21 protein-coding genes, 1 tRNA gene and 1 riboswitch are annotated in these 16,346 nt (G+C 62.2%); of the genes, 14 read left to right on the forward strand and 8 right to left on the reverse strand.

Going from position 1 to position 16,346, the window contains the following annotated elements:
- Position 1 precedes the first annotated feature (1 nt).
- On the reverse strand, positions 2 to 640 hold the full coding sequence (locus P0D73_RS18445; protein ID WP_116119029.1) for a peroxiredoxin: 639 nt from the start codon (positions 638 to 640) through the stop codon (positions 2 to 4).
- 343 nt (positions 641 to 983) lie between these two features.
- Here P0D73_RS18445 and P0D73_RS18450 point away from each other — a divergent pair, with 343 nt between their 5' ends.
- The 3 genes from P0D73_RS18450 (at position 984) to P0D73_RS18460 (ending at position 2,394) form a co-directional block, all read left to right on the forward strand.
- The gene (locus P0D73_RS18450) at positions 984 to 1,286 is read left to right on the forward strand and encodes an ElaB/YgaM/YqjD family protein (protein WP_007179108.1); all 303 of its coding nucleotides are present in this window, start codon (positions 984 to 986) and stop codon (positions 1,284 to 1,286) included.
- 133 nt (positions 1,287 to 1,419) lie between these two features.
- Positions 1,420 to 1,806 (forward strand): phage holin family protein, encoded by a 387-nt coding sequence (locus tag P0D73_RS18455; protein ID WP_132375968.1) that lies wholly within the window; start codon positions 1,420 to 1,422, stop codon positions 1,804 to 1,806.
- Positions 1,807 to 1,914: 108 nt separating this feature from the next.
- Positions 1,915 to 2,394, forward strand: coding sequence for a DUF3318 domain-containing protein (locus P0D73_RS18460; RefSeq protein ID WP_408178887.1), 480 nt, complete (start codon positions 1,915 to 1,917; stop codon positions 2,392 to 2,394).
- A gap of 39 nt (positions 2,395 to 2,433) precedes the next feature.
- Here P0D73_RS18460 and P0D73_RS18465 read toward each other — a convergent pair whose 3' ends face one another.
- From P0D73_RS18465 to glyA, 7 genes are all read right to left on the reverse strand, one after another.
- Complete coding sequence (locus P0D73_RS18465) at positions 2,434 to 2,862, reverse strand: type IV pilin protein (protein ID WP_408178845.1); 429 nt, start codon at positions 2,860 to 2,862, stop codon at positions 2,434 to 2,436.
- A 10-nt stretch (positions 2,863 to 2,872) separates the two neighbouring features.
- Complete coding sequence (locus tag P0D73_RS18470; RefSeq protein WP_408432434.1) at positions 2,873 to 3,463, reverse strand: pilus assembly PilX family protein; 591 nt, start codon at positions 3,461 to 3,463, stop codon at positions 2,873 to 2,875.
- Between the two features lie 17 nt (positions 3,464 to 3,480).
- A complete protein-coding gene (locus tag P0D73_RS18475) occupies positions 3,481 to 4,293 on the reverse strand; it encodes a PilW family protein (RefSeq protein WP_408178847.1) in 813 nt (270 codons plus the stop codon).
- Positions 4,290 to 4,736, reverse strand: a complete 447-nt coding sequence (locus tag P0D73_RS18480) for a type IV pilus modification PilV family protein (protein WP_408178848.1) — start codon at positions 4,734 to 4,736, stop codon at positions 4,290 to 4,292. Before P0D73_RS18480 ends, P0D73_RS18475 begins: the two co-directional genes overlap by 4 nt.
- Positions 4,733 to 5,293: a GspH/FimT family pseudopilin gene (locus P0D73_RS18485; protein WP_408178849.1), complete on the reverse strand. Its 561-nt coding sequence runs from the start codon at positions 5,291 to 5,293 to the stop codon at positions 4,733 to 4,735. Before P0D73_RS18485 ends, P0D73_RS18480 begins: the two co-directional genes overlap by 4 nt.
- Positions 5,294 to 5,497: 204 nt before the next feature.
- Positions 5,498 to 5,980, reverse strand: coding sequence for a transcriptional regulator NrdR (gene nrdR / locus P0D73_RS18490; RefSeq protein WP_132375973.1), 483 nt, complete (start codon positions 5,978 to 5,980; stop codon positions 5,498 to 5,500).
- A gap of 6 nt (positions 5,981 to 5,986) precedes the next feature.
- Entirely contained in the window at positions 5,987 to 7,234 is a 1,248-nt protein-coding gene (glyA, locus tag P0D73_RS18495; RefSeq protein ID WP_408178850.1) for a serine hydroxymethyltransferase, read from the reverse strand.
- Positions 7,235 to 7,400: 166 nt separating this feature from the next.
- A riboswitch (ZMP/ZTP riboswitch) is annotated at positions 7,401 to 7,509 on the reverse strand.
- A gap of 241 nt (positions 7,510 to 7,750) precedes the next feature.
- On the opposite strand from glyA, the gene ydfG reads away from it, so the two are divergent.
- The 11 genes from ydfG (at position 7,751) to P0D73_RS18550 (ending at position 16,271) form a co-directional block, all read left to right on the forward strand.
- On the forward strand, positions 7,751 to 8,497 hold the full coding sequence (gene ydfG / locus P0D73_RS18500; protein ID WP_132375975.1) for a bifunctional NADP-dependent 3-hydroxy acid dehydrogenase/3-hydroxypropionate dehydrogenase YdfG: 747 nt from the start codon (positions 7,751 to 7,753) through the stop codon (positions 8,495 to 8,497).
- A gap of 71 nt (positions 8,498 to 8,568) precedes the next feature.
- Positions 8,569 to 9,048, forward strand: coding sequence for a tol-pal system-associated acyl-CoA thioesterase (gene ybgC, locus P0D73_RS18505; RefSeq protein WP_408178851.1), 480 nt, complete (start codon positions 8,569 to 8,571; stop codon positions 9,046 to 9,048).
- A 155-nt stretch (positions 9,049 to 9,203) separates the two neighbouring features.
- Positions 9,204 to 9,881: a protein TolQ gene (gene tolQ / locus P0D73_RS18510; protein WP_012431821.1), complete on the forward strand. Its 678-nt coding sequence runs from the start codon at positions 9,204 to 9,206 to the stop codon at positions 9,879 to 9,881.
- 10 nt (positions 9,882 to 9,891) lie between these two features.
- Entirely contained in the window at positions 9,892 to 10,338 is a 447-nt protein-coding gene (gene tolR, locus P0D73_RS18515) for a protein TolR (RefSeq protein WP_408432436.1), read from the forward strand.
- Positions 10,335 to 11,354: a cell envelope integrity protein TolA gene (gene tolA, locus P0D73_RS18520; RefSeq protein ID WP_408178852.1), complete on the forward strand. Its 1,020-nt coding sequence runs from the start codon at positions 10,335 to 10,337 to the stop codon at positions 11,352 to 11,354. Before tolR ends, tolA begins: the two co-directional genes overlap by 4 nt.
- A gap of 139 nt (positions 11,355 to 11,493) precedes the next feature.
- On the forward strand, positions 11,494 to 12,786 hold the full coding sequence (tolB, locus tag P0D73_RS18525) for a Tol-Pal system beta propeller repeat protein TolB (protein ID WP_408283376.1): 1,293 nt from the start codon (positions 11,494 to 11,496) through the stop codon (positions 12,784 to 12,786).
- Between the two features lie 32 nt (positions 12,787 to 12,818).
- Complete coding sequence (pal, locus tag P0D73_RS18530) at positions 12,819 to 13,328, forward strand: peptidoglycan-associated lipoprotein Pal (protein ID WP_120297782.1); 510 nt, start codon at positions 12,819 to 12,821, stop codon at positions 13,326 to 13,328.
- Between the two features lie 19 nt (positions 13,329 to 13,347).
- Positions 13,348 to 14,097: a tol-pal system protein YbgF gene (gene ybgF / locus P0D73_RS18535; protein ID WP_132375979.1), complete on the forward strand. Its 750-nt coding sequence runs from the start codon at positions 13,348 to 13,350 to the stop codon at positions 14,095 to 14,097.
- 183 nt (positions 14,098 to 14,280) lie between these two features.
- Positions 14,281 to 14,356, forward strand: a tRNA-Lys gene (locus tag P0D73_RS18540).
- A gap of 409 nt (positions 14,357 to 14,765) precedes the next feature.
- On the forward strand, positions 14,766 to 15,224 hold the full coding sequence (locus tag P0D73_RS18545; RefSeq protein WP_408178853.1) for a hypothetical protein: 459 nt from the start codon (positions 14,766 to 14,768) through the stop codon (positions 15,222 to 15,224).
- 234 nt (positions 15,225 to 15,458) lie between these two features.
- Positions 15,459 to 16,271: a mechanosensitive ion channel family protein gene (locus tag P0D73_RS18550; protein WP_408178854.1), complete on the forward strand. Its 813-nt coding sequence runs from the start codon at positions 15,459 to 15,461 to the stop codon at positions 16,269 to 16,271.
- Positions 16,272 to 16,346 lie beyond the last annotated feature (75 nt).

Raw genomic sequence — 16,346 nt, forward strand, 5'->3', positions numbered from 1 at the left:
CTTACTTGTTCGGCTGCGGCGTCATGCGCAGATACGGACGCAGCGCCTTGTAGCCCTTCGGGAATTTCTGCTTGATGACTTCCTCGTCCTTCAGCGACGGGACGATCACCACATCATCGCCCTGCTTCCAGTTGCCGGGCGTAGCAACCGAGTGGCTGTCGGTGAGTTGCAGCGAATCGATCACGCGCAGCACTTCGTCGAAGTTGCGGCCGGTGCTGGCCGGATAGGTGATGATCAGGCGCACCTTCTTCTTCGGGTCGATCACGAACAGCGAGCGCACCGTGAGCGTCTCGTTCGCGTTCGGGTGGATCATGTCGTACAACTCGGCGACCTTGCGATCGCCGTCCGCGAGAATCGGGAAGCCGACATTGGCGGCTTGAGTCTCGTTAATGTCTTTGATCCACTCTTTGTGCGACTCGGCGCTGTCGACCGACAACGCGATGGTCTTCACGTTGCGCTTGTCGAATTCGTCGGCCAGCTTGGCGGTCAAGCCGAGTTCGGTCGTGCAGACCGGCGTGAAGTCGGCGGGATGCGAAAACAGCACGCCCCAACTATCGCCCAGCCATTCATGGAATTTGATCGGGCCGACACTCGACTGCTGTTCGAAATCCGGCGCGATATCGCCAAGACGTAGACTCATTGTGCAACTCCTATAGGGGTTTGGACATTGCCGCGCGACCATTTACCCGCGGCGCTCCGCAACGATAAAGCATACGGGAGGGACGGTGTATGACGAACGAACATCGCTTCACTACTTTATGCGTTTTTGTAATTTTCACCGATTTAGTGGAAACTTTGCGGGACAGATCAACTCCATCTTAGGCAAACTTGTCTGCACGTCGTGCAGGCGGTGGCGTTGTTTGTGGCTATGCTTCAACCGGGAACGGTTCGTGCGAAGTTGGAACCAACCGAGCCCTGCGCTCGCCAGCGGCCGTTTCTTTGGTTACGATTCACGCGTGGCGTGAGACGAAGGGGAGCTGTCAATGTCGGAAATCAACAAGGAGAGATTGATGTCGGATATCAAAACCGTCCTCGCGGACGCTGAAGATCTGCTGAAACAGGCCGCGAGCGCCACCGGCGAGCGTGCTTCAGAACTTCGTGAAACGGCGCTCACGCGCCTGAAGCAAGCCAAGGAAAAGGCGGCCGACGTTCAGGTCGTGGTGGTCGAAAAAGGCAAGAAGGCAGCCCGCGCCACCGACGACTACGTGCACGAGCATCCGTGGGCATCCATCGGCATCGCCGCAGGCGCCGGTGTGCTGCTTGGGCTGTTGATCAACCGCAAGTAACACTGCCGATGCCGCCGGGGCGTGTCTCGTCCGGCGCACCAGTAAATCGAGTTGACCGGCGCACGCCTGGCCGGTCCGCTTCTTCTGGCGCGCGCGCGCGCCGGTTAGGCCTTCACGCGCAACGCCCACAGCCATGACGATCGAAACACAATCGCAGCGCGGAGAACATAGTCCGTTACGCCGCATAATCGGTTCCGTGTTTGCCATTCTGCAAACGCGGCTGGAACTGGTCGGCATCGAACTCGCCGAAGAAAAGGACCGTTTGCTCGGCGTGCTGTTCCTCGGCCTTGCCGCCATGATGCTCGCCACCATGGCGCTGATCGCGCTGACCGCGCTGATCGCTATCGCCTTCTGGGACACTTACCGCTGGCAGGCGCTCGCCGGCATCACCGCGGTCTATGCGATTGCGGGACTAGCCTGTGCGCTGAAAGCGCGCAGCGGTTTGCGCAATGCTCCAATGGTGTTCGAAGCGACCCTCGCCGAGTTCGAAAAAGACCGCGACGTGTTCCGCAAACCGTGACCTTGAAGGCGCAACGGCGTGCCCTTCGCGCCTTGCGTCTTGCTTGAGAAGCTCGCGCGAAATGCAGCGCCGTTCCACCGCCCCACCATTCACTGCCGCCGACACGCCATGAGCCAGATCCATCCCGACACCGCATTCCGTAACAAGCGCCACCAGGCCAAAGATCTGAGCGCACCGCATTTGCGAGCACTGCGCAAGGAGCTGCTGCTGGTGCGTGCGGATGTCGAGCGTATGGAACTCGCTCAAGCGACCATCGAGTTGCGACAGGCGGTCACGCACTTCAGCTGGCTCAAATTTATCCTGCCGGGCTTCGGTGGCATGCGCGTCGGCAAGGGCTCGAAGGCGAGCTTTATCAACGCGGGGAGCATCGGCGCCCTTCTCAAACAGTATCCACTCATCAGCTCGATCGTCTCGATCCTCCTCGCCAAGCCACTACGTACGACGGTCGTGGCCGGCGCCAAACCCGTTTTGAAGTGGGGCAGTCTCGCGCTTGCCGGGTGGGAAGGCTATCGGATCTGGCAGCAGATAAAGCGAGATTCGGCGGCCTCGTCTGGCAACAAGGCTGAATCCACGGACAGCGGTTACTGAGGGCAGACGCTGCGGGCCGTGTCGCCTCGGCTCGACTCGCTAGCTTGTATTCCAGCAGTCGCCGATAAGGGACGTCGAACCGCTTGCCCCGTTTTTGTTGCCGCGTAATCCTGTCGCATCGAGCGTGAAAATGCCGCATGTGTCGTCGCGCATCGGGCCGGATTCGTTCGGCGTTGCCTCGATCGCATAGCCACCGTTTGCATCGTCCGCGGGCAGCACATGCAGGCGATAGACAGGCGTGCCGAATTGCGGCGCCTGATCGAGGCCGGGGGGCAATGTCGGCGCGCTGTCGCTTGCCGCTCCTTCGACGAATTGGGCCGCGCGATAGAGCGCGGACGCCGCGTCGATTCGATGAGTTCGCGCAATATGGCTGCGATACGAAGGCACGGCAAAGACGGCCAGCGTAGCGGCGATCGCTAGCGTAATCATCAACTCGAGCAGCGTGAACGCGGATGCATGCGGCTTCATGTCGCCTCCGTCAAAAAGGTCTGGCGGCAACGCGTCGCCAATGACGTTCGATTTTCTGTCCGTCGATCACCAGTTCCATTTGCAGCCATACCTGCGACTCGCTGACGCGGCCGAAGCCGCGCGAAGTCAATAAATACGCCCGAGCATCGGCACGAGTGGCTAGACGCCAGGCCTCGATCAGACATTGCGGCGCGCGCAGCGAGCCGGGCCATTGCGCCACCGGCGTAACGGCGCCTGCTTCGAATGCGGCTGCGAGTTTCCAATGTGTCGGCTCACCGGCTGCGACCGGCGTCGGCGCTCCGGACTGCGCGCTTGCAGCCGCGATGACACTGCGTGCGCATAAGTTCAGCGCCGAATCCGCGGCGTGAAAGGCCTGCAAATAGTCGCGGACGTTGGTCGTGCCGCGCGCTGCTGCGAGCGAGGTTTCGAACCATGCTGCGGAAGTGACCAACATCATTGTTGAAATCAGCAGGACGATCGGCAGGACCAAGCCGCGTTGGCGAGCGCGTGACACATTGCGACCCGTTCGGCTTGGGCCTGACAAGATTGCCGAGTCATCGTGGCATCTAACGCACTTCCCGTCCGCGCAGCTCGGCTGCATTTCCCTTCGTCGTTTTGTCACAGCGAATCCTCCACGTGGTTGCGTATCGCCACACGCCGCGAGAACGCCTGACGCGGCCGCGAGTCGGCGGCGAGAGCGCTCACGCCGTCGCAATCGACATAGCGCGCACGCTGTTGTCCCTGTGGCGCGCCGCGCACGAGAACACAGAGATCGACGGCGACGATCTTCGCCCATTGATCAGCCATCACGGCCGACGCGTCGATTGCGGCCAACCCGCCGGCCAACCAGTACTTGATCCGCAAGCGTTCGACGCCTTCGACCAGCGGTTGAGCGGACCCCGTCTTGCCGTTGCCCTCGCAGTAAAGCTCCGGCTCGCCGGTCGAACCGCTTGCTCTCGCGAAGTACCGGTTGACGACCAGCACGCCCTGGTCGCCGAGTGCCGCGTTGCTGCCAGTCACGGCCTGGCCGAGGCAGTCGGTCGTTTGTCCGCTGGTCGATGGCCATGTGGAGATGTTGTCGCCCACGTAGCGGACCGCGACACCGTCCGAGTGGCTGGGCAAGGTCTCGCAAGCGAGGCTATCGTCCGCGCCGGTCGGGCGGCCGCCCGAGCATCCGAACATCGGCGCGGGACTGTTGTATCGTGCGACGTCCGCGGGCACGAAGCCTGCCATTTGCAGTTGCTGGCCAATCAGCGTCAGCGCTGTCAGACCGGCCTCGCGAATCCGCATCGCATCGCTCGCGTGCTCGAACGCGCTCCGCTGCGTCGTATAGAGCGAGACTGCACCCGCAGTCACCAGTAGCCCCAGCGCCATAGCGATTACGAATTCGATCAGGGTGTGGCCGTAAGCAGGATTCGAACGCCGCATCATTTTGCAAACGCCAGCGCCACGCATGAAGAGCCAACCGGAAGATCCGCTCCGCCGCAGGACGCGGGCTTGTCGATGACATCGTCGGAATGCGGCATGTCGCGTAGTGATGTCCATGTCACGCGAGCAGCCGACACACCACCGTTGTCTCCCACCGAGGCTTCGCCATGCGGCAAGAGTACCGTGGCCCGTGCGCCCCATTGCCTGATTGCGGAGTCGCCAGCGGAGGGTGCGCTCATCGCTTCCGCGACGGAATCCGCGATCCAGGCAGCATGTTCGCGCATGGACATCGCGCGGGCTTCGCGTGCGGTCCACAACTGACCGGCGATCAAACCTAGTGCGGTGACCGCCATCAACGCGACCGCCAGCATGACCTCGATCAATGAACTGCCGCGACACTTCGACTCGCTGCGGCGCGAGTGCCGGCTCTGCGAATATCGGCTCATGACGCCGCTCCGCATGCACCCTCGACAATGCGCGCGCGGCCGCCCGCCGCGATACGAATGCAACGTCGCCACTTGTCCCCTTGCGTCGCCCTGGACGGCGCACGCGGCGCGATATCAAAACTGCGAAAGGTGCCGATCAATTGCCCCGCCGGCGGCGTAAACGTGAGATTCGTCTGCGTGCCGACGATGCTCACGGCCGCAAGCAGCGGTTGCGCACGCAATAGCGATAGCGTGCCGCCTCGTTCGGCCAGGACGGCCCAGCCGCACGACCAGTCAGCGACGCCATTGCCGCACGGCTGACCCGCGGCAAGACAATGCCGCGCGGCGTCGATCCGGCACACGGTGACGCGTGCGCCTCGGCGTAACGCCTCACTGCGCGCATAAGCGAGCGTCGACGCAAGCGCCTTTGCGCGGGCGTCGACCTGGTCGCGTACGTACCACGCTACGAACGACGGCGTGGCCATCACAGCGATGACAGCCAGCAGCGCGACCACGGCCAGCGTTTCGACAAGCGTAAAGCCGCGGCATCGCGGCGGACGGACTGCATTTCGATTCATCTGCATCCCTGATCGATTCGAAGAATGCAGTCAATCTAGCGATTTGCAAATCGCCCAACAATCGGCCGAATGGCCAGGTAGCACTCAGACGCTATCCCGCGCAAGAATGCACGCGACGAACCATAACGGCAGCGGGGGATACAGATGCGCGAAACAACGCGGGAGAAAACGGCGACTCAAACGCGACGCGAGATGCGACTACGTTCAGCGTTTGCGGGGGGGCTTGGGAGGAGAAGAGGCGCGGCGAAATTCTTCGATCACGTCTTCGAATTCGGAGACGTCTTCGAAACGCCGGTAGACGGAAGCGAAACGAACGTAGGCAATGGTATCGAGCGCACGCAACTCGTTCATCACGAGTTCGCCGAGGCGCTCGCTGCGCACTTCGCGCTCGCCGCTGCCGAGCAACAGATACTCGATGCGGGCGACCGCCGCGTCGATCGCGTCCGCTGCCACCGGGCGCTTGCGCAGCGCCAGTTGCATGCTCGCGACGATCTTGCGACGGTCGAATTCGGTGCGGCTGCCATCCTTCTTGACGACCGACGGCAACGCCAGCTCGACCCGCTCATATGTCGTAAAACGTTTGTCGCAGGCCGGGCAGCGGCGGCGCCGGCGAATCGTCGCGCCGTCTTCGGATACGCGCGAGTCGACCACTTGCGTATCGGCGTGACGGCAGAAGGGGCAATGCATGGCGGCTTAGCGGTAAACCGGGAAGCGCTGGGTCAGCTCAGCGACTTGCCCGCGCACACGTTCGATCGTGGCCGCGTCTTCCGGGTTGTCCAGCACATCGGCGATCAGGTTACCCACCTGCTCCGCTTCCTTCACGCCAAAGCCGCGCGTGGTCATGGCCGGCGAGCCGAGACGCACGCCACTCGTCACAAACGGCTTTTCCGGATCATTCGGGATCGCGTTCTTGTTGACGGTGATGTGAGCGGCGCCCAGCGCGGCTTCAGCAACCTTGCCGGTGATCTTCTTCGCACGCAGGTCAACGAGCATCACGTGGCTTTCGGTGCGGCCCGACACGATGCGCAAACCACGCTTGACCAGCGTCTCAGCCAGCACGCGCGCGTTTTCGACGACTTGCTGCTGATAGGCCTTGAACTCCGGCGACAGCGCTTCCTTGAACGCGACAGCCTTGCCGGCGATCACGTGCATCAACGGACCGCCTTGAATGCCCGGAAAGATTGCCGAATTGATCTGCTTTTCGAACTCGGCCTTCATCAGGATCACGCCGCCGCGCGGGCCGCGCAGGCTCTTGTGCGTGGTGGTGGTAACGAAATCGGCGTGCGGCACTGGATTCGGATAGACACCCGCGGCGATCAGGCCGGCGTAATGCGCCATGTCGACCATGAAGTACGCGCCGACCGACTTGGCGATCTTCGACAGGCGTTCGAAATCGATACGCAGCGCGAACGCGGAGGCGCCCGCCACGATCAGCTTCGGCTTGTGTTCCTGAGCGAGCTTCTCCGCGGCGTCGTAGTCGATGTCTTCGGCTTCGTTCAGGCCGTAGCTGACCACGTTGAACCACTTGCCCGACATGTTGACCGGCGAACCGTGCGTGAGGTGGCCACCATGCGCGAGGCTCATGCCCATGATCGTGTCGCCCGGCTTGAGCATGGCGAAGAACACGCCCTGGTTGGCTTGCGAGCCGGAGTTCGGCTGCACGTTGGCGGCTTCGGCGCCGAACAGTTGCTTCACACGGTCGATCGCCAGCTGCTCGGCGACGTCGACGTACTCGCAGCCGCCGTAGTAGCGCTTGCCCGGATACCCTTCAGCGTACTTGTTCGTGAGTTGCGAGCCTTGTGCAGCCATGACAGCCGGGCTCGTGTAGTTTTCCGACGCGATCAGCTCGATATGCTCTTCCTGACGGCGGTTTTCCTGCTCGATGACCTTCCAGAGTTCAGGATCGACGTTGGCGATGGTGCTTTGGGCTCTGTCAAACATACGGATTCCGTTGAATGTGTTCAGGTTAACCGGATCGTGCGCCGAATCTTGCGTAGAGGGTACGCAGCGCTGCTGGCGGCTGGGCCAGCCCTGACGTGGCGGATGGAGAGTCGCCGCACACGCGAGGCAGGACAGCCACCGTCAGCGCAGATCAATGCGCGCGGATCACGGCTGCCCAGGCGAACGGCAAAACGGCACCCTGCGCTTCACGGTGGGTTGTTCCACCTTGAACCCGGTTGCTTGAACCGGTTCTATCGCCAGTCACGCAGGGATGAGCGCGTTAGTTTATTGGAAGAGGATCGAATAGGCAACCAGCTTCCGGCCGCTGCCGCAGGCGCTCGCCGGGCGGCCCGCAGCGCCCTCTTGCGCGGCGCGCAAACATCTGAGGAAAGTCTTGCGAAAACCCGCGGCGCGTCCCTGCCACGGCCACTCGTACGGCTGGTTCATCCTTGCCGCAGCGCCGCAATGGAAGTAGGCTTGGGGCCTTTCTCTCTTATCAGCCTGGGAACCACTGCAATGATCGTGTTCGTCACCGGAGCGTCCGCGGGATTCGGCGCCGCCATCGCTCGCGCCTTCGTCAAAGGCGGCCATCGCGTCGTCGCCACCGCACGCCGCAAGGACCGCCTGCAAGAACTCGCCGACGAACTCGGCGACGCACTTCTGCCGTACGAACTCGACGTCCGCGACCGCGCCGCCGTCGAAGCCGTACCGGCCTCGCTGCCGGCCGATTTCGCCGCAGTCGACGTGCTGGTCAACAATGCCGGCCTCGCACTCGGCATCGAACCGGCGCAAAAAGCGAGTCTCGACGAATGGAACACCATGATCGAGACCAACTGCACCGGACTCGTTCAAGTCACCCACGCGCTCCTGCCCGGCATGGTGGAGCGCAATCGCGGCCACATTTTCAATCTCGGCTCGGCGGCCGGCAGCTGGCCCTACGCGGGCGGCAACGTGTACGGCGCCACCAAAGCGTTCGTGCATCAGTTCAGCCTGAATCTGCGCGCCGATGTCGCCGGCACCGCGCTGCGGGTGACGAACGTCGAACCGGGCCTGTGCGGTGGTACCGAGTTCTCGAACGTGCGCTTTCGCGGCGACGATGAAAAGGCCGGCAAAATGTACGAAAACGTGCAGCCGCTGACGCCCGAAGACATCGCCGACTCGATCTACTGGATCGCCACGCGCCCGGCGCACGTCAACATCAATACGATCGAACTGATGCCGGTGGCTCAATCGTTCTCCGCTTTGTCCGTTCATCGCGGCTGAAAAACGCGGCTGAGGGCCGCCGGACGGGGCACACATCTTGAAACAGACCTAGGGGTGTGCGTTCCGGTAAAATGCGCCGCATGAATATGTCGACCAGCCAGCCCGGCGCGGAAATCGGCTACACGTGGCCGATTCGCGTGTACTACGAAGATACCGACGCCGGCGGCATCGTGTTTTACGCGAACTACCTGAAGTTTTTCGAACGGGCGCGCACCGAATGGCTGCGCGCGTGCGGCGTCGACCAGAATCGGCTCGCGGACGAAACGGGCGCGATTTTCATCGTCCGCAGCACCGCGGTCGATTATCGGGCGCCGGCCCGGCTCGACGACGTGGTCAACGTGGTCAGCCGGATCGAGCGGCTCGGCAGAGCGTCGGTCGATTTCGCGCAGGAAGCGTGGCGGGACGGCACGCTGCTTGCTACCGGGTCCATCCGGGTCGGCTGCGTGGACCGGATTACGCTGCGGCCGGCCGCGATTCCTCCGCCGGTTCTCGCCGCCTTGCGGCGCGGGCCGGGCGTGAGCGAGCCCGGCGTGTCAACGGACAATGACTGAACCCCGTTGTTACGGGGCCAGTGAACTCGTAACGATCAAGCAACACAAAGCATGGTTCGGCTTGCAATATCGCCGATGCTTCCGTTTTGCTCACGGCAAGCTTCGAGCGGCCTTGCAGCCGGACGCCCCCTTCCGGGACGTTAAAACGAACCTTTATGAACACTACACAAGATCTGTCGATCGTTTCACTCGTACTCAACGCGAGCCTGCTGGCGCAGGCTGTCATGGCTCTGCTGCTGTTGCTGTCGCTGCTGTCCTGGACTTTCATCTTCCGCAAGTGGTTTGCGATCCGCCGGGCGCGCGCGCAAACTGAGCGTTTCGAACGCGATTTCTGGTCGGGCGGCGACCTGCAGGCGCTTTATCAAAGTGCGGCGAACAACCGTCACACCATCGGCGCGCTGGAACGGATTTTCGAGTCCGGCATGCGCGAATTCCTGAAAGGCAAGGAAAAGCGCCTGAACGATTCGGGCGCGATTCTCGACGGCGCACGGCGGGCCATGCGTGCCGCGTTCCAGCGTGAAATGGACGTGCTGGAAGCCAACCTCGCGTTTCTCGCGTCGGTCGGCTCGGTCAGCCCGTATATCGGTCTGTTCGGCACGGTGTGGGGGATCATGAATGCGTTCCGCGGCCTCGCCAATGTGCAGCAGGCCACGCTGGCCAACGTCGCGCCGGGCATCGCCGAAGCGCTGACCGCCACCGCGATCGGCCTGTTCGCCGCGATTCCGGCCGTGGTTGCCTACAACCGCTACGCGCACGATATCGACCGTCTGGCAATCCGCTTCGAGACTTTCATCGAAGAGTTCTCGAATATCCTGCAGCGTCAGGCACAGTAAGGAGTCCACGATGGCAGGCTCTCGCTCCTCCAGCATGCGCGGCAGCCGCTCGCGCCGCGCGATGGCCGACATCAACGTCGTGCCGTATATCGACGTGATGCTCGTGCTGCTCGTGATCTTCATGGTGACCGCGCCGCTCGTGGCCCCGTCGATCGTCAATCTGCCGACCGTCGGCGGCGCGGCGCCGCAGCAGCAAACGCCGCCCGTGATCGTGAACATTCGCGCGGACGGCAACATGAGCGTCAAGTACAAGGACGATTCGGGTGCGCAGCAGCAGGAGAACATAACGAAAGCCGATCTGAACGGCTTTATCGCCGACCGTGCACAGTCGCATCCTGACCAGCCCGTCGTGATCGCCGCCGACAAGACCGTCAAGTACGAAGTCGTGATGAACGTGATGTCCGAACTGAAAGCTCGCGGCGTCAAGCGCGTTGGATTGCTCGTCAAATCGCAATGATCCGCAAGAATTCCGAATACCCGCTCCAGCCACCGCGTGAACGCGGCACCGGGCGAGCCTTTGTGTTTGCGCTGGTGATGCACGCGCTGCTCGGGTTCTTCCTGTATCACGGCATTCAGTGGCAAAACAGTACGCCCGAAGGCGCGGAAGCGGAACTGTGGACCGAAGTGCCGGATACGGCGATCCCGCGTCCCGTTCCGCCGCCGCCCGTGCCGGTGGCCCCTCCTCCGCCGGTGCGAGACGAACAGGCCGACATCGCGCTGCAGGAAAAGAAGCGCCAGCAACAGGAGGCGGCTCGCCAGGCCCAGTTGGCTGAACAGCAGCGTCAGCAGAAGCTGCAGGCGCAACAGGAAGCCGAAGCGAAGCGTCAGCAGCAACTGGCGGCCGACCAGGCAGCGCAGCTCGCCGCGCAGAAGGCTGCGGCAGCCAAGCAGAAGCAGCAGCAACAGCAGCAGGCCGACAAGCTGAAGCAGCAGCAATTGGCCGACCAGCAAAAGCAGCAGCAGTTGAAGGAACAGCAGCAGGAACAGCAGAAGCAAGCCGAGGCTGAAGCGCAGAAGAAGGCCGATGCGCAGAAAGCGGCGAAGGCCAAGGCGCAAGCCGACGCCGCGGCGCAGGCGAAGAAAGTGGATGCGGAACGTCGCGCACGTCTTGCGCAGATGCAGGGCCTCGCGACCGGCGGCACCGGCTCGACGACCAGCGATGGTCTCGGCAAGAGCGGCACGGGCAGCGGCTCGGGTGGCACGGCGACATCGCCGGGGTACTCGGACAAGGTGCGTCGTGCGGTACGCCCGAATATCTCGTGGGGCGGCGAAACGAGCGGTCTGGAGACGGTGGTCTCCGTGCGCTGTTCACCAACGGGCACCTTGCTGGGCGCAACGATTTCGCGCAGCAGCGGCAACGCTGCGTGGGACGACGCCGCACTGCGGGCCGTCCAACGTACCGATCCGATGCCACAGGACATCAATGGCAAGACACCGACCAACTTCCTGATTACGTTGCGCCCGGCCGGTTGAGTCCAGTAGTTTGACAGTCAGTTGACAGCAGACGCCGCGCCCCGCCCACCGGGGCGTGCTCGGGAACGAATCAGTTCTTTTCGGGTCTGTCTGCTGTCTTGAAGCGTTAGTAAAACCGTTTTTGGGGAATCCATACAGCATGAGTTTGATGACCAAGCTAGGCCTGCGGACACTTGTAGCGTCGTGCCTGATCGCCGTCGGCGGCGCCGCCCACGCACAACTCAACGTCCTCGTGACAGGCGTCGGGTCCACCCAGTTTCCGATCGCAACGGCGAATTTCGCCAATGAAGCGAACTCGCCGCAACAGGTCAGCACGATCGTGCGCCAGGACCTGCAACGCAGCGGCAAATTCACGAACATCGACGCGGGCTCCACGCCGATTTCCGAAACCGATTCCGTCGACCTCGGCAGCTGGAAGGCCAAGGGGGCCAACGCATTCGTGTCGGGCAGCGTGAACCGCCTGCCGAACGGCCAGTACGAAGTGCGCTTCAAGCTGTACGACACCGTCAAGGGCGAAAGCCTCGGCGGCCTCGTGCTGGTGAGCCCGGAAAGCGGCTTGCGCATGAGCGCGCACAAGGTCGCGGACTACATCTACGCGAAGCTGGTGGGCGGCCGCGGCGTGTTCGCCACGCGCCTGTCGTACGTCATCAAGACGGGCGGCCGTTATCAATTGCAGATCTCCGATTCGGACGGCCAGGACGCGCACATCGCGCTGTCGAGCCCCGAGCCGATCATCTCGCCGGCATGGTCGCCTGACGGCACCAAGGTCGCTTACGTTTCGTTCGAAAAGAAGAAGCCGATCGTCTACATCCACGATCTGCCTACGGGCCGTCGCGTGGTCGTTTCGGACCAGAAGGGCAATAACAGTGCGCCGGCATGGTCGCCGGATGGACGCACGCTGGCCGTCGCGCTTTCGCGCACCGGCAACACGCAGATTTTCGCCGTCAATGCGGACGGCAGCGGCCTGCGCCGTCTCACGCAAGGCAGCTCGATCGACACCGAACCGTGCTTCTCGCCTGACGGCCAGTCGATCTATTTCACCAGCGACCGTGGCGGCCAGCCGCAGATTTACAAGATGTCAGCGCAGGGCGAAAGCGCCGGCGCCGCTCAGCGCGTCACGTTCACGGGCAGCTACAACACCAGTCCGCGCGTGAGCCCGGACGGCAAACAGCTCGCTTACATCTCGCGCGTCGGCGGCGGGTTCAAGCTTTATATTCAGGACCTGCAGGGCAACACCGCCACAGGCCTGACGGACACGACACATGACGAATCGCCGAGCTTCGCGGCGAACGGTCAGTACATTCTTTACGCCACACAGGTGAACGGCCGTGGCGTGTTGGCCGCAGTATCGACCGACGGTCGCACTCGGCAGGTCCTGTCCGTTCAGGGTGGCAGCGTACGCGAGCCGTCCTGGGGCCCGTTTATGCAATAACGTTGATGCAATAACACAAGGAGAGTACTCAAATGATGTCAAAACTTCGCTTCGCTTTCGCCGTATTGATGCTTGGTGCGCTGGCCGCATGTCACTCGGGCGTCAAGCTCGACGAAAACGCAAACAAGGGTGGCGCAGTCTCGACGCAGCCGAACCCGACCGATGTCGCACAGGTCAACGTCGACCCGCTGAACGATCCGAACAGCCCGCTCGCCAAGCGCAGCATTTACTTCGACTTCGACAGCTACTCGGTCAAGGACGACTATCAGTCGCTGCTGCAGCAACACGCGCAGTACCTGAAGAGCCATCCGCAACGCCACGTCCTGATCCAGGGCAACACCGACGAACGCGGCACCAGCGAGTACAACCTGGCACTCGGCCAGAAGCGTGCTGAAGCTGTGCGCCGTTCGCTGTCGCTGATGGGCGTGACGGACTCGCAAATGGAAGCCGTGAGCCTCGGCAAGGAAAAGCCGCAAGCTACCGGTCATGACGAATCGTCGTGGGCACAGAATCGCCGCGCCGACCTCGTGTACCAACAGTAAGTAACGGGTGATGAGCCGAATGACGCATCGTTTCTCCTGGCTGCGGTTTGCCGCAGCGGCCTGCGTCGCAGGCACAGCCTTCGCGGCTGTGCCCGCGCATGCGGGCATCTTCGACGACGATCAGGCCCGTCAGGCCATTCTCGATCTGCGTTCGAAGACCGATAGCCTGTCGAGTCAGTTGTCGGCCGCGCAGCGCACGATCCTCGATCAGTCCAACCGTCTCGACCAGCTGAACCAGCAGGTCGCTACGCTGCGTGGGCAGAACGAGGACATGGCCAACCAGCTCGCCACGGTGCAAAAGCAGCAAAAGGACTACTACACCGATCTGGACACGCGTCTGAAGAAATTCGAGCCGCAGCAGCAGACGGTGGACGGCGTCCAGGGCGAGGTGCAGCCGGGTGAGACCGATTCGTTCAACGCGGCTTCGCAGCAGTTCCGCAACGGCGACTTCAAGAATGCGGCGGCGTCGTTCCGCACCTTCATCTCCAAGTTCCCGAACAGCCCTTACCAGCCGACCGCGCAGTACTGGCTCGGCAACGCGCTGTATGCACTGCGCGACTACAAGGGTTCGACGGCGACCTGGCAGGGTGTGGTGCAGAAATATCCGCAGCATCCGCGGGCGCCGGAAGCGCTGCTGGCAATTGCGAACAATCAGCTCGAGCAAGGTCAGAAGGCTGCGGCCAAGAAGACGCTGGAGCAGATCGTCGCGCAATACGGCGGCTCGGACGTCGCGCAGTCGGCCCAGAGCAAGCTGTCGCAGATCAAGTAGTTCATACTGGTTGAGTAGCTGGCAGTAACGCGCAGTGTCCGACGTCATAGCCACGCGCGCCTCTCGCTGGAAAGCCCGGGTAGTGATGCCCGGGCTTTTCACTATCTGAAGTGCTGATAGCTCGGATGGCCGTGATGGGTTGACAGCGCGCCGCGGCTATCGCTATAATTTCGCTTCTCTTTTGGGTCGTTAGCTCAGCTGGTAGAGCAGCGGACTTTTAATCCGTTGGTCACAGGTTCGAATCCCGTACGGCCTACCAAAAGATTCAAGGGCTTGCACGCGTTTGCGTGCGAGCCCTTTTCTTTTTGCGGTTCGGCTTAAGTGATGCGTCCACGCGTGGCGCCGCTGCCGTCACCGGCAAATGTGGCTTTTCACGCCGGCTCCTTCTGCACTTCCCCTTCTCGCGCGCATCAACACCCAAACTCGCGCAAGAACGCCCGCAAAAATTTATGTCACAGCCGCATATAATTGCCGATCAGCGGCTGCCCGCTTTCCTGCGGAAATCTTCGCGTACGCTGACATCTTTTTTGACGACCGCAGATTTTTCCCACAACACTCGCCACGATTTCACACAACGCGATCAGCATTTTCCAGCGTCCAATCTGACCGGCACAAACAGGAAACAACGGACACCGAACAGAACATTTATTGAGACATAAAGACGTGCAATGATCGCCGCCGATTCAGCGAAACCCGCTGCGACTCTGCGTGAGCAGACGCTTTGGCAACGCCGCAGCCCCCTGCGCTTTCATTCCACCGATATGACCAATTTTCTGTTCGACCTGTTCTCGAACCTGGCTTTGCTTGCCTTCGTGCTGGCCGCATGTCATCTGTGCAACCGCCTCATCCCCGGCGCTTCGCTCAACGGCTCGCATATATTCGCCGCATTGGCATTGGTTGCACTCCTGCTCGATGCCGCGCTCACCTTTCTGGTGTTCGCCGACTCGCAGAACCGCTACGGCCAGTTCAGCACATCAACTGCGTTCTTCGAGCGCAGCTGCGCGTACCTGCTTGCGATCATCGCCGCTTTCACGTGGCGTCGTATCGCGCGGGGCGCGAAAGTCGGGGCCGGCAACGCGCTCGTCATCCACACGTCTCCGTATTCGAAATCGAACCTGCCGATGTAAGGCACGGCAAGCGCCATCGCGTCGAACGCGTCCGCCGAATCGCCTGCTTTTCCCGCCAGACAAGCCACATGAGCAACGGGAACGCTCCTTGCGAATGCCCGCGCCGTCGCCTATAACTTCCGAAGACCGAGTGTTACCCCGAGTTACCGCTTGCGCCCGTCGCCGGGCATTTGCCGCTGTATTGCACCACCGCTGTTCAATCAGTCGAAGGCAACTCACCCAACGAGGAACATCTTGGATCTCGAAACCGTACGCGTCTTCATCATGACCCGAGGCATCGACCTCGGCACCAAGGTCGTCGGGGCGATCGTTCTGTGGATCGTCGGCCGTTGGCTCATCGGCCTGATCACCGGCTTACTGCGCAAGGTCCTGGCGCGTAACGGCCGGGTCGATCCCACGCTAGCGCATTATCTCGGCTCGATTCTCGGCGCACTGCTGAACCTGCTGCTGATACTCGCGATCCTGCAGGTGTTCGGTGTGCAGACGACGTCGTTCGCCGCACTGCTCGCCGGCTTCGGCCTCGCCATCGGCACCGCTTGGGGCGGCCTGCTTGGCCACTTCGCGGCGGGCGTATTCATGCAGGTGTTGCGACCGTTCAAGGTCGGCGATTTCGTCACCGCGGGCGGCGTCACCGGCACGGTTTCGGAGTTGGGACTGTTCGGCACGACCATCGTGACGCCGGACAACGTAACGACCATCGTCGGCAACAACAAGATCTTTTCCGACACGATCTCGAACTACAGCATCCTGCCGGTGCGGCGTGTCGAGCTGACGGCGAAAATCGCCAACGGCGTCGATCCAACGGATGCGATGAACCGGTTGAAGGCCGCCGTCATGCAGATTCCGAATGTGGCCGAGAGTCCCGCGCCGGACATCGAAGTGCTGAGCTTCACGCCGGAAGGCCCCCTGCTTTGCGTGCGGCCTTACGCGCACAATGAGCACTACTGGCAGGTCTACTTCGACACCAATCGCGCCATCATCCAGACGTTCAAGGAAGCCGGCTACCCGACGCCGGAAACGCCGCTGGCGCCGCGTGCAGTGACCTGAGCATCGTCGTGCGACGCGGATTGCTCGCGTCGTCGATTGTCAAATCCACGAGATTCAGAAGGACCAAACGAAAAC

It is taken from the genome of Paraburkholderia sp. RL18-101-BIB-B, from assembly GCF_046026985.1.
Classification (GTDB): Bacteria; Pseudomonadota; Gammaproteobacteria; order Burkholderiales; family Burkholderiaceae; genus Paraburkholderia.

Bases quoted from the DNA above. Each gene is read 5' to 3' on its own strand.
- P0D73_RS18445 (WP_116119029.1), bottom strand. From the start codon at position 640: ATGAGTCTACGTCTTGGCGATATCGCGCCGGATTTCGAACAGCAGTCG.
- P0D73_RS18450 (WP_007179108.1), top strand. From the start codon at position 984: ATGTCGGAAATCAACAAGGAGAGATTGATGTCGGATATCAAAACCGTC.
- P0D73_RS18455 (WP_132375968.1), top strand. From the start codon at position 1,420: ATGACGATCGAAACACAATCGCAGCGCGGAGAACATAGTCCGTTACGC.
- P0D73_RS18460 (WP_408178887.1), top strand. From the start codon at position 1,915: ATGAGCCAGATCCATCCCGACACCGCATTCCGTAACAAGCGCCACCAG.
- P0D73_RS18465 (WP_408178845.1), bottom strand. From the start codon at position 2,862: ATGAAGCCGCATGCATCCGCGTTCACGCTGCTCGAGTTGATGATTACG.
- P0D73_RS18470 (WP_408432434.1), bottom strand. From the start codon at position 3,463: ATGCAGCCGAGCTGCGCGGACGGGAAGTGCGTTAGATGCCACGATGAC.
- P0D73_RS18475 (WP_408178847.1), bottom strand. From the start codon at position 4,293: ATGATGCGGCGTTCGAATCCTGCTTACGGCCACACCCTGATCGAATTC.
- P0D73_RS18480 (WP_408178848.1), bottom strand. From the start codon at position 4,736: ATGAGCCGATATTCGCAGAGCCGGCACTCGCGCCGCAGCGAGTCGAAG.
- P0D73_RS18485 (WP_408178849.1), bottom strand. From the start codon at position 5,293: ATGAATCGAAATGCAGTCCGTCCGCCGCGATGCCGCGGCTTTACGCTT.
- nrdR (WP_132375973.1), bottom strand. From the start codon at position 5,980: ATGCATTGCCCCTTCTGCCGTCACGCCGATACGCAAGTGGTCGACTCG.
- glyA (WP_408178850.1), bottom strand. From the start codon at position 7,234: ATGTTTGACAGAGCCCAAAGCACCATCGCCAACGTCGATCCTGAACTC.
- ydfG (WP_132375975.1), top strand. From the start codon at position 7,751: ATGATCGTGTTCGTCACCGGAGCGTCCGCGGGATTCGGCGCCGCCATC.
- ybgC (WP_408178851.1), top strand. From the start codon at position 8,569: ATGCGCCGCATGAATATGTCGACCAGCCAGCCCGGCGCGGAAATCGGC.
- tolQ (WP_012431821.1), top strand. From the start codon at position 9,204: ATGAACACTACACAAGATCTGTCGATCGTTTCACTCGTACTCAACGCG.
- tolR (WP_408432436.1), top strand. From the start codon at position 9,892: ATGGCAGGCTCTCGCTCCTCCAGCATGCGCGGCAGCCGCTCGCGCCGC.
- tolA (WP_408178852.1), top strand. From the start codon at position 10,335: ATGATCCGCAAGAATTCCGAATACCCGCTCCAGCCACCGCGTGAACGC.
- tolB (WP_408283376.1), top strand. From the start codon at position 11,494: ATGAGTTTGATGACCAAGCTAGGCCTGCGGACACTTGTAGCGTCGTGC.
- pal (WP_120297782.1), top strand. From the start codon at position 12,819: ATGATGTCAAAACTTCGCTTCGCTTTCGCCGTATTGATGCTTGGTGCG.
- ybgF (WP_132375979.1), top strand. From the start codon at position 13,348: ATGACGCATCGTTTCTCCTGGCTGCGGTTTGCCGCAGCGGCCTGCGTC.
- P0D73_RS18545 (WP_408178853.1), top strand. From the start codon at position 14,766: ATGATCGCCGCCGATTCAGCGAAACCCGCTGCGACTCTGCGTGAGCAG.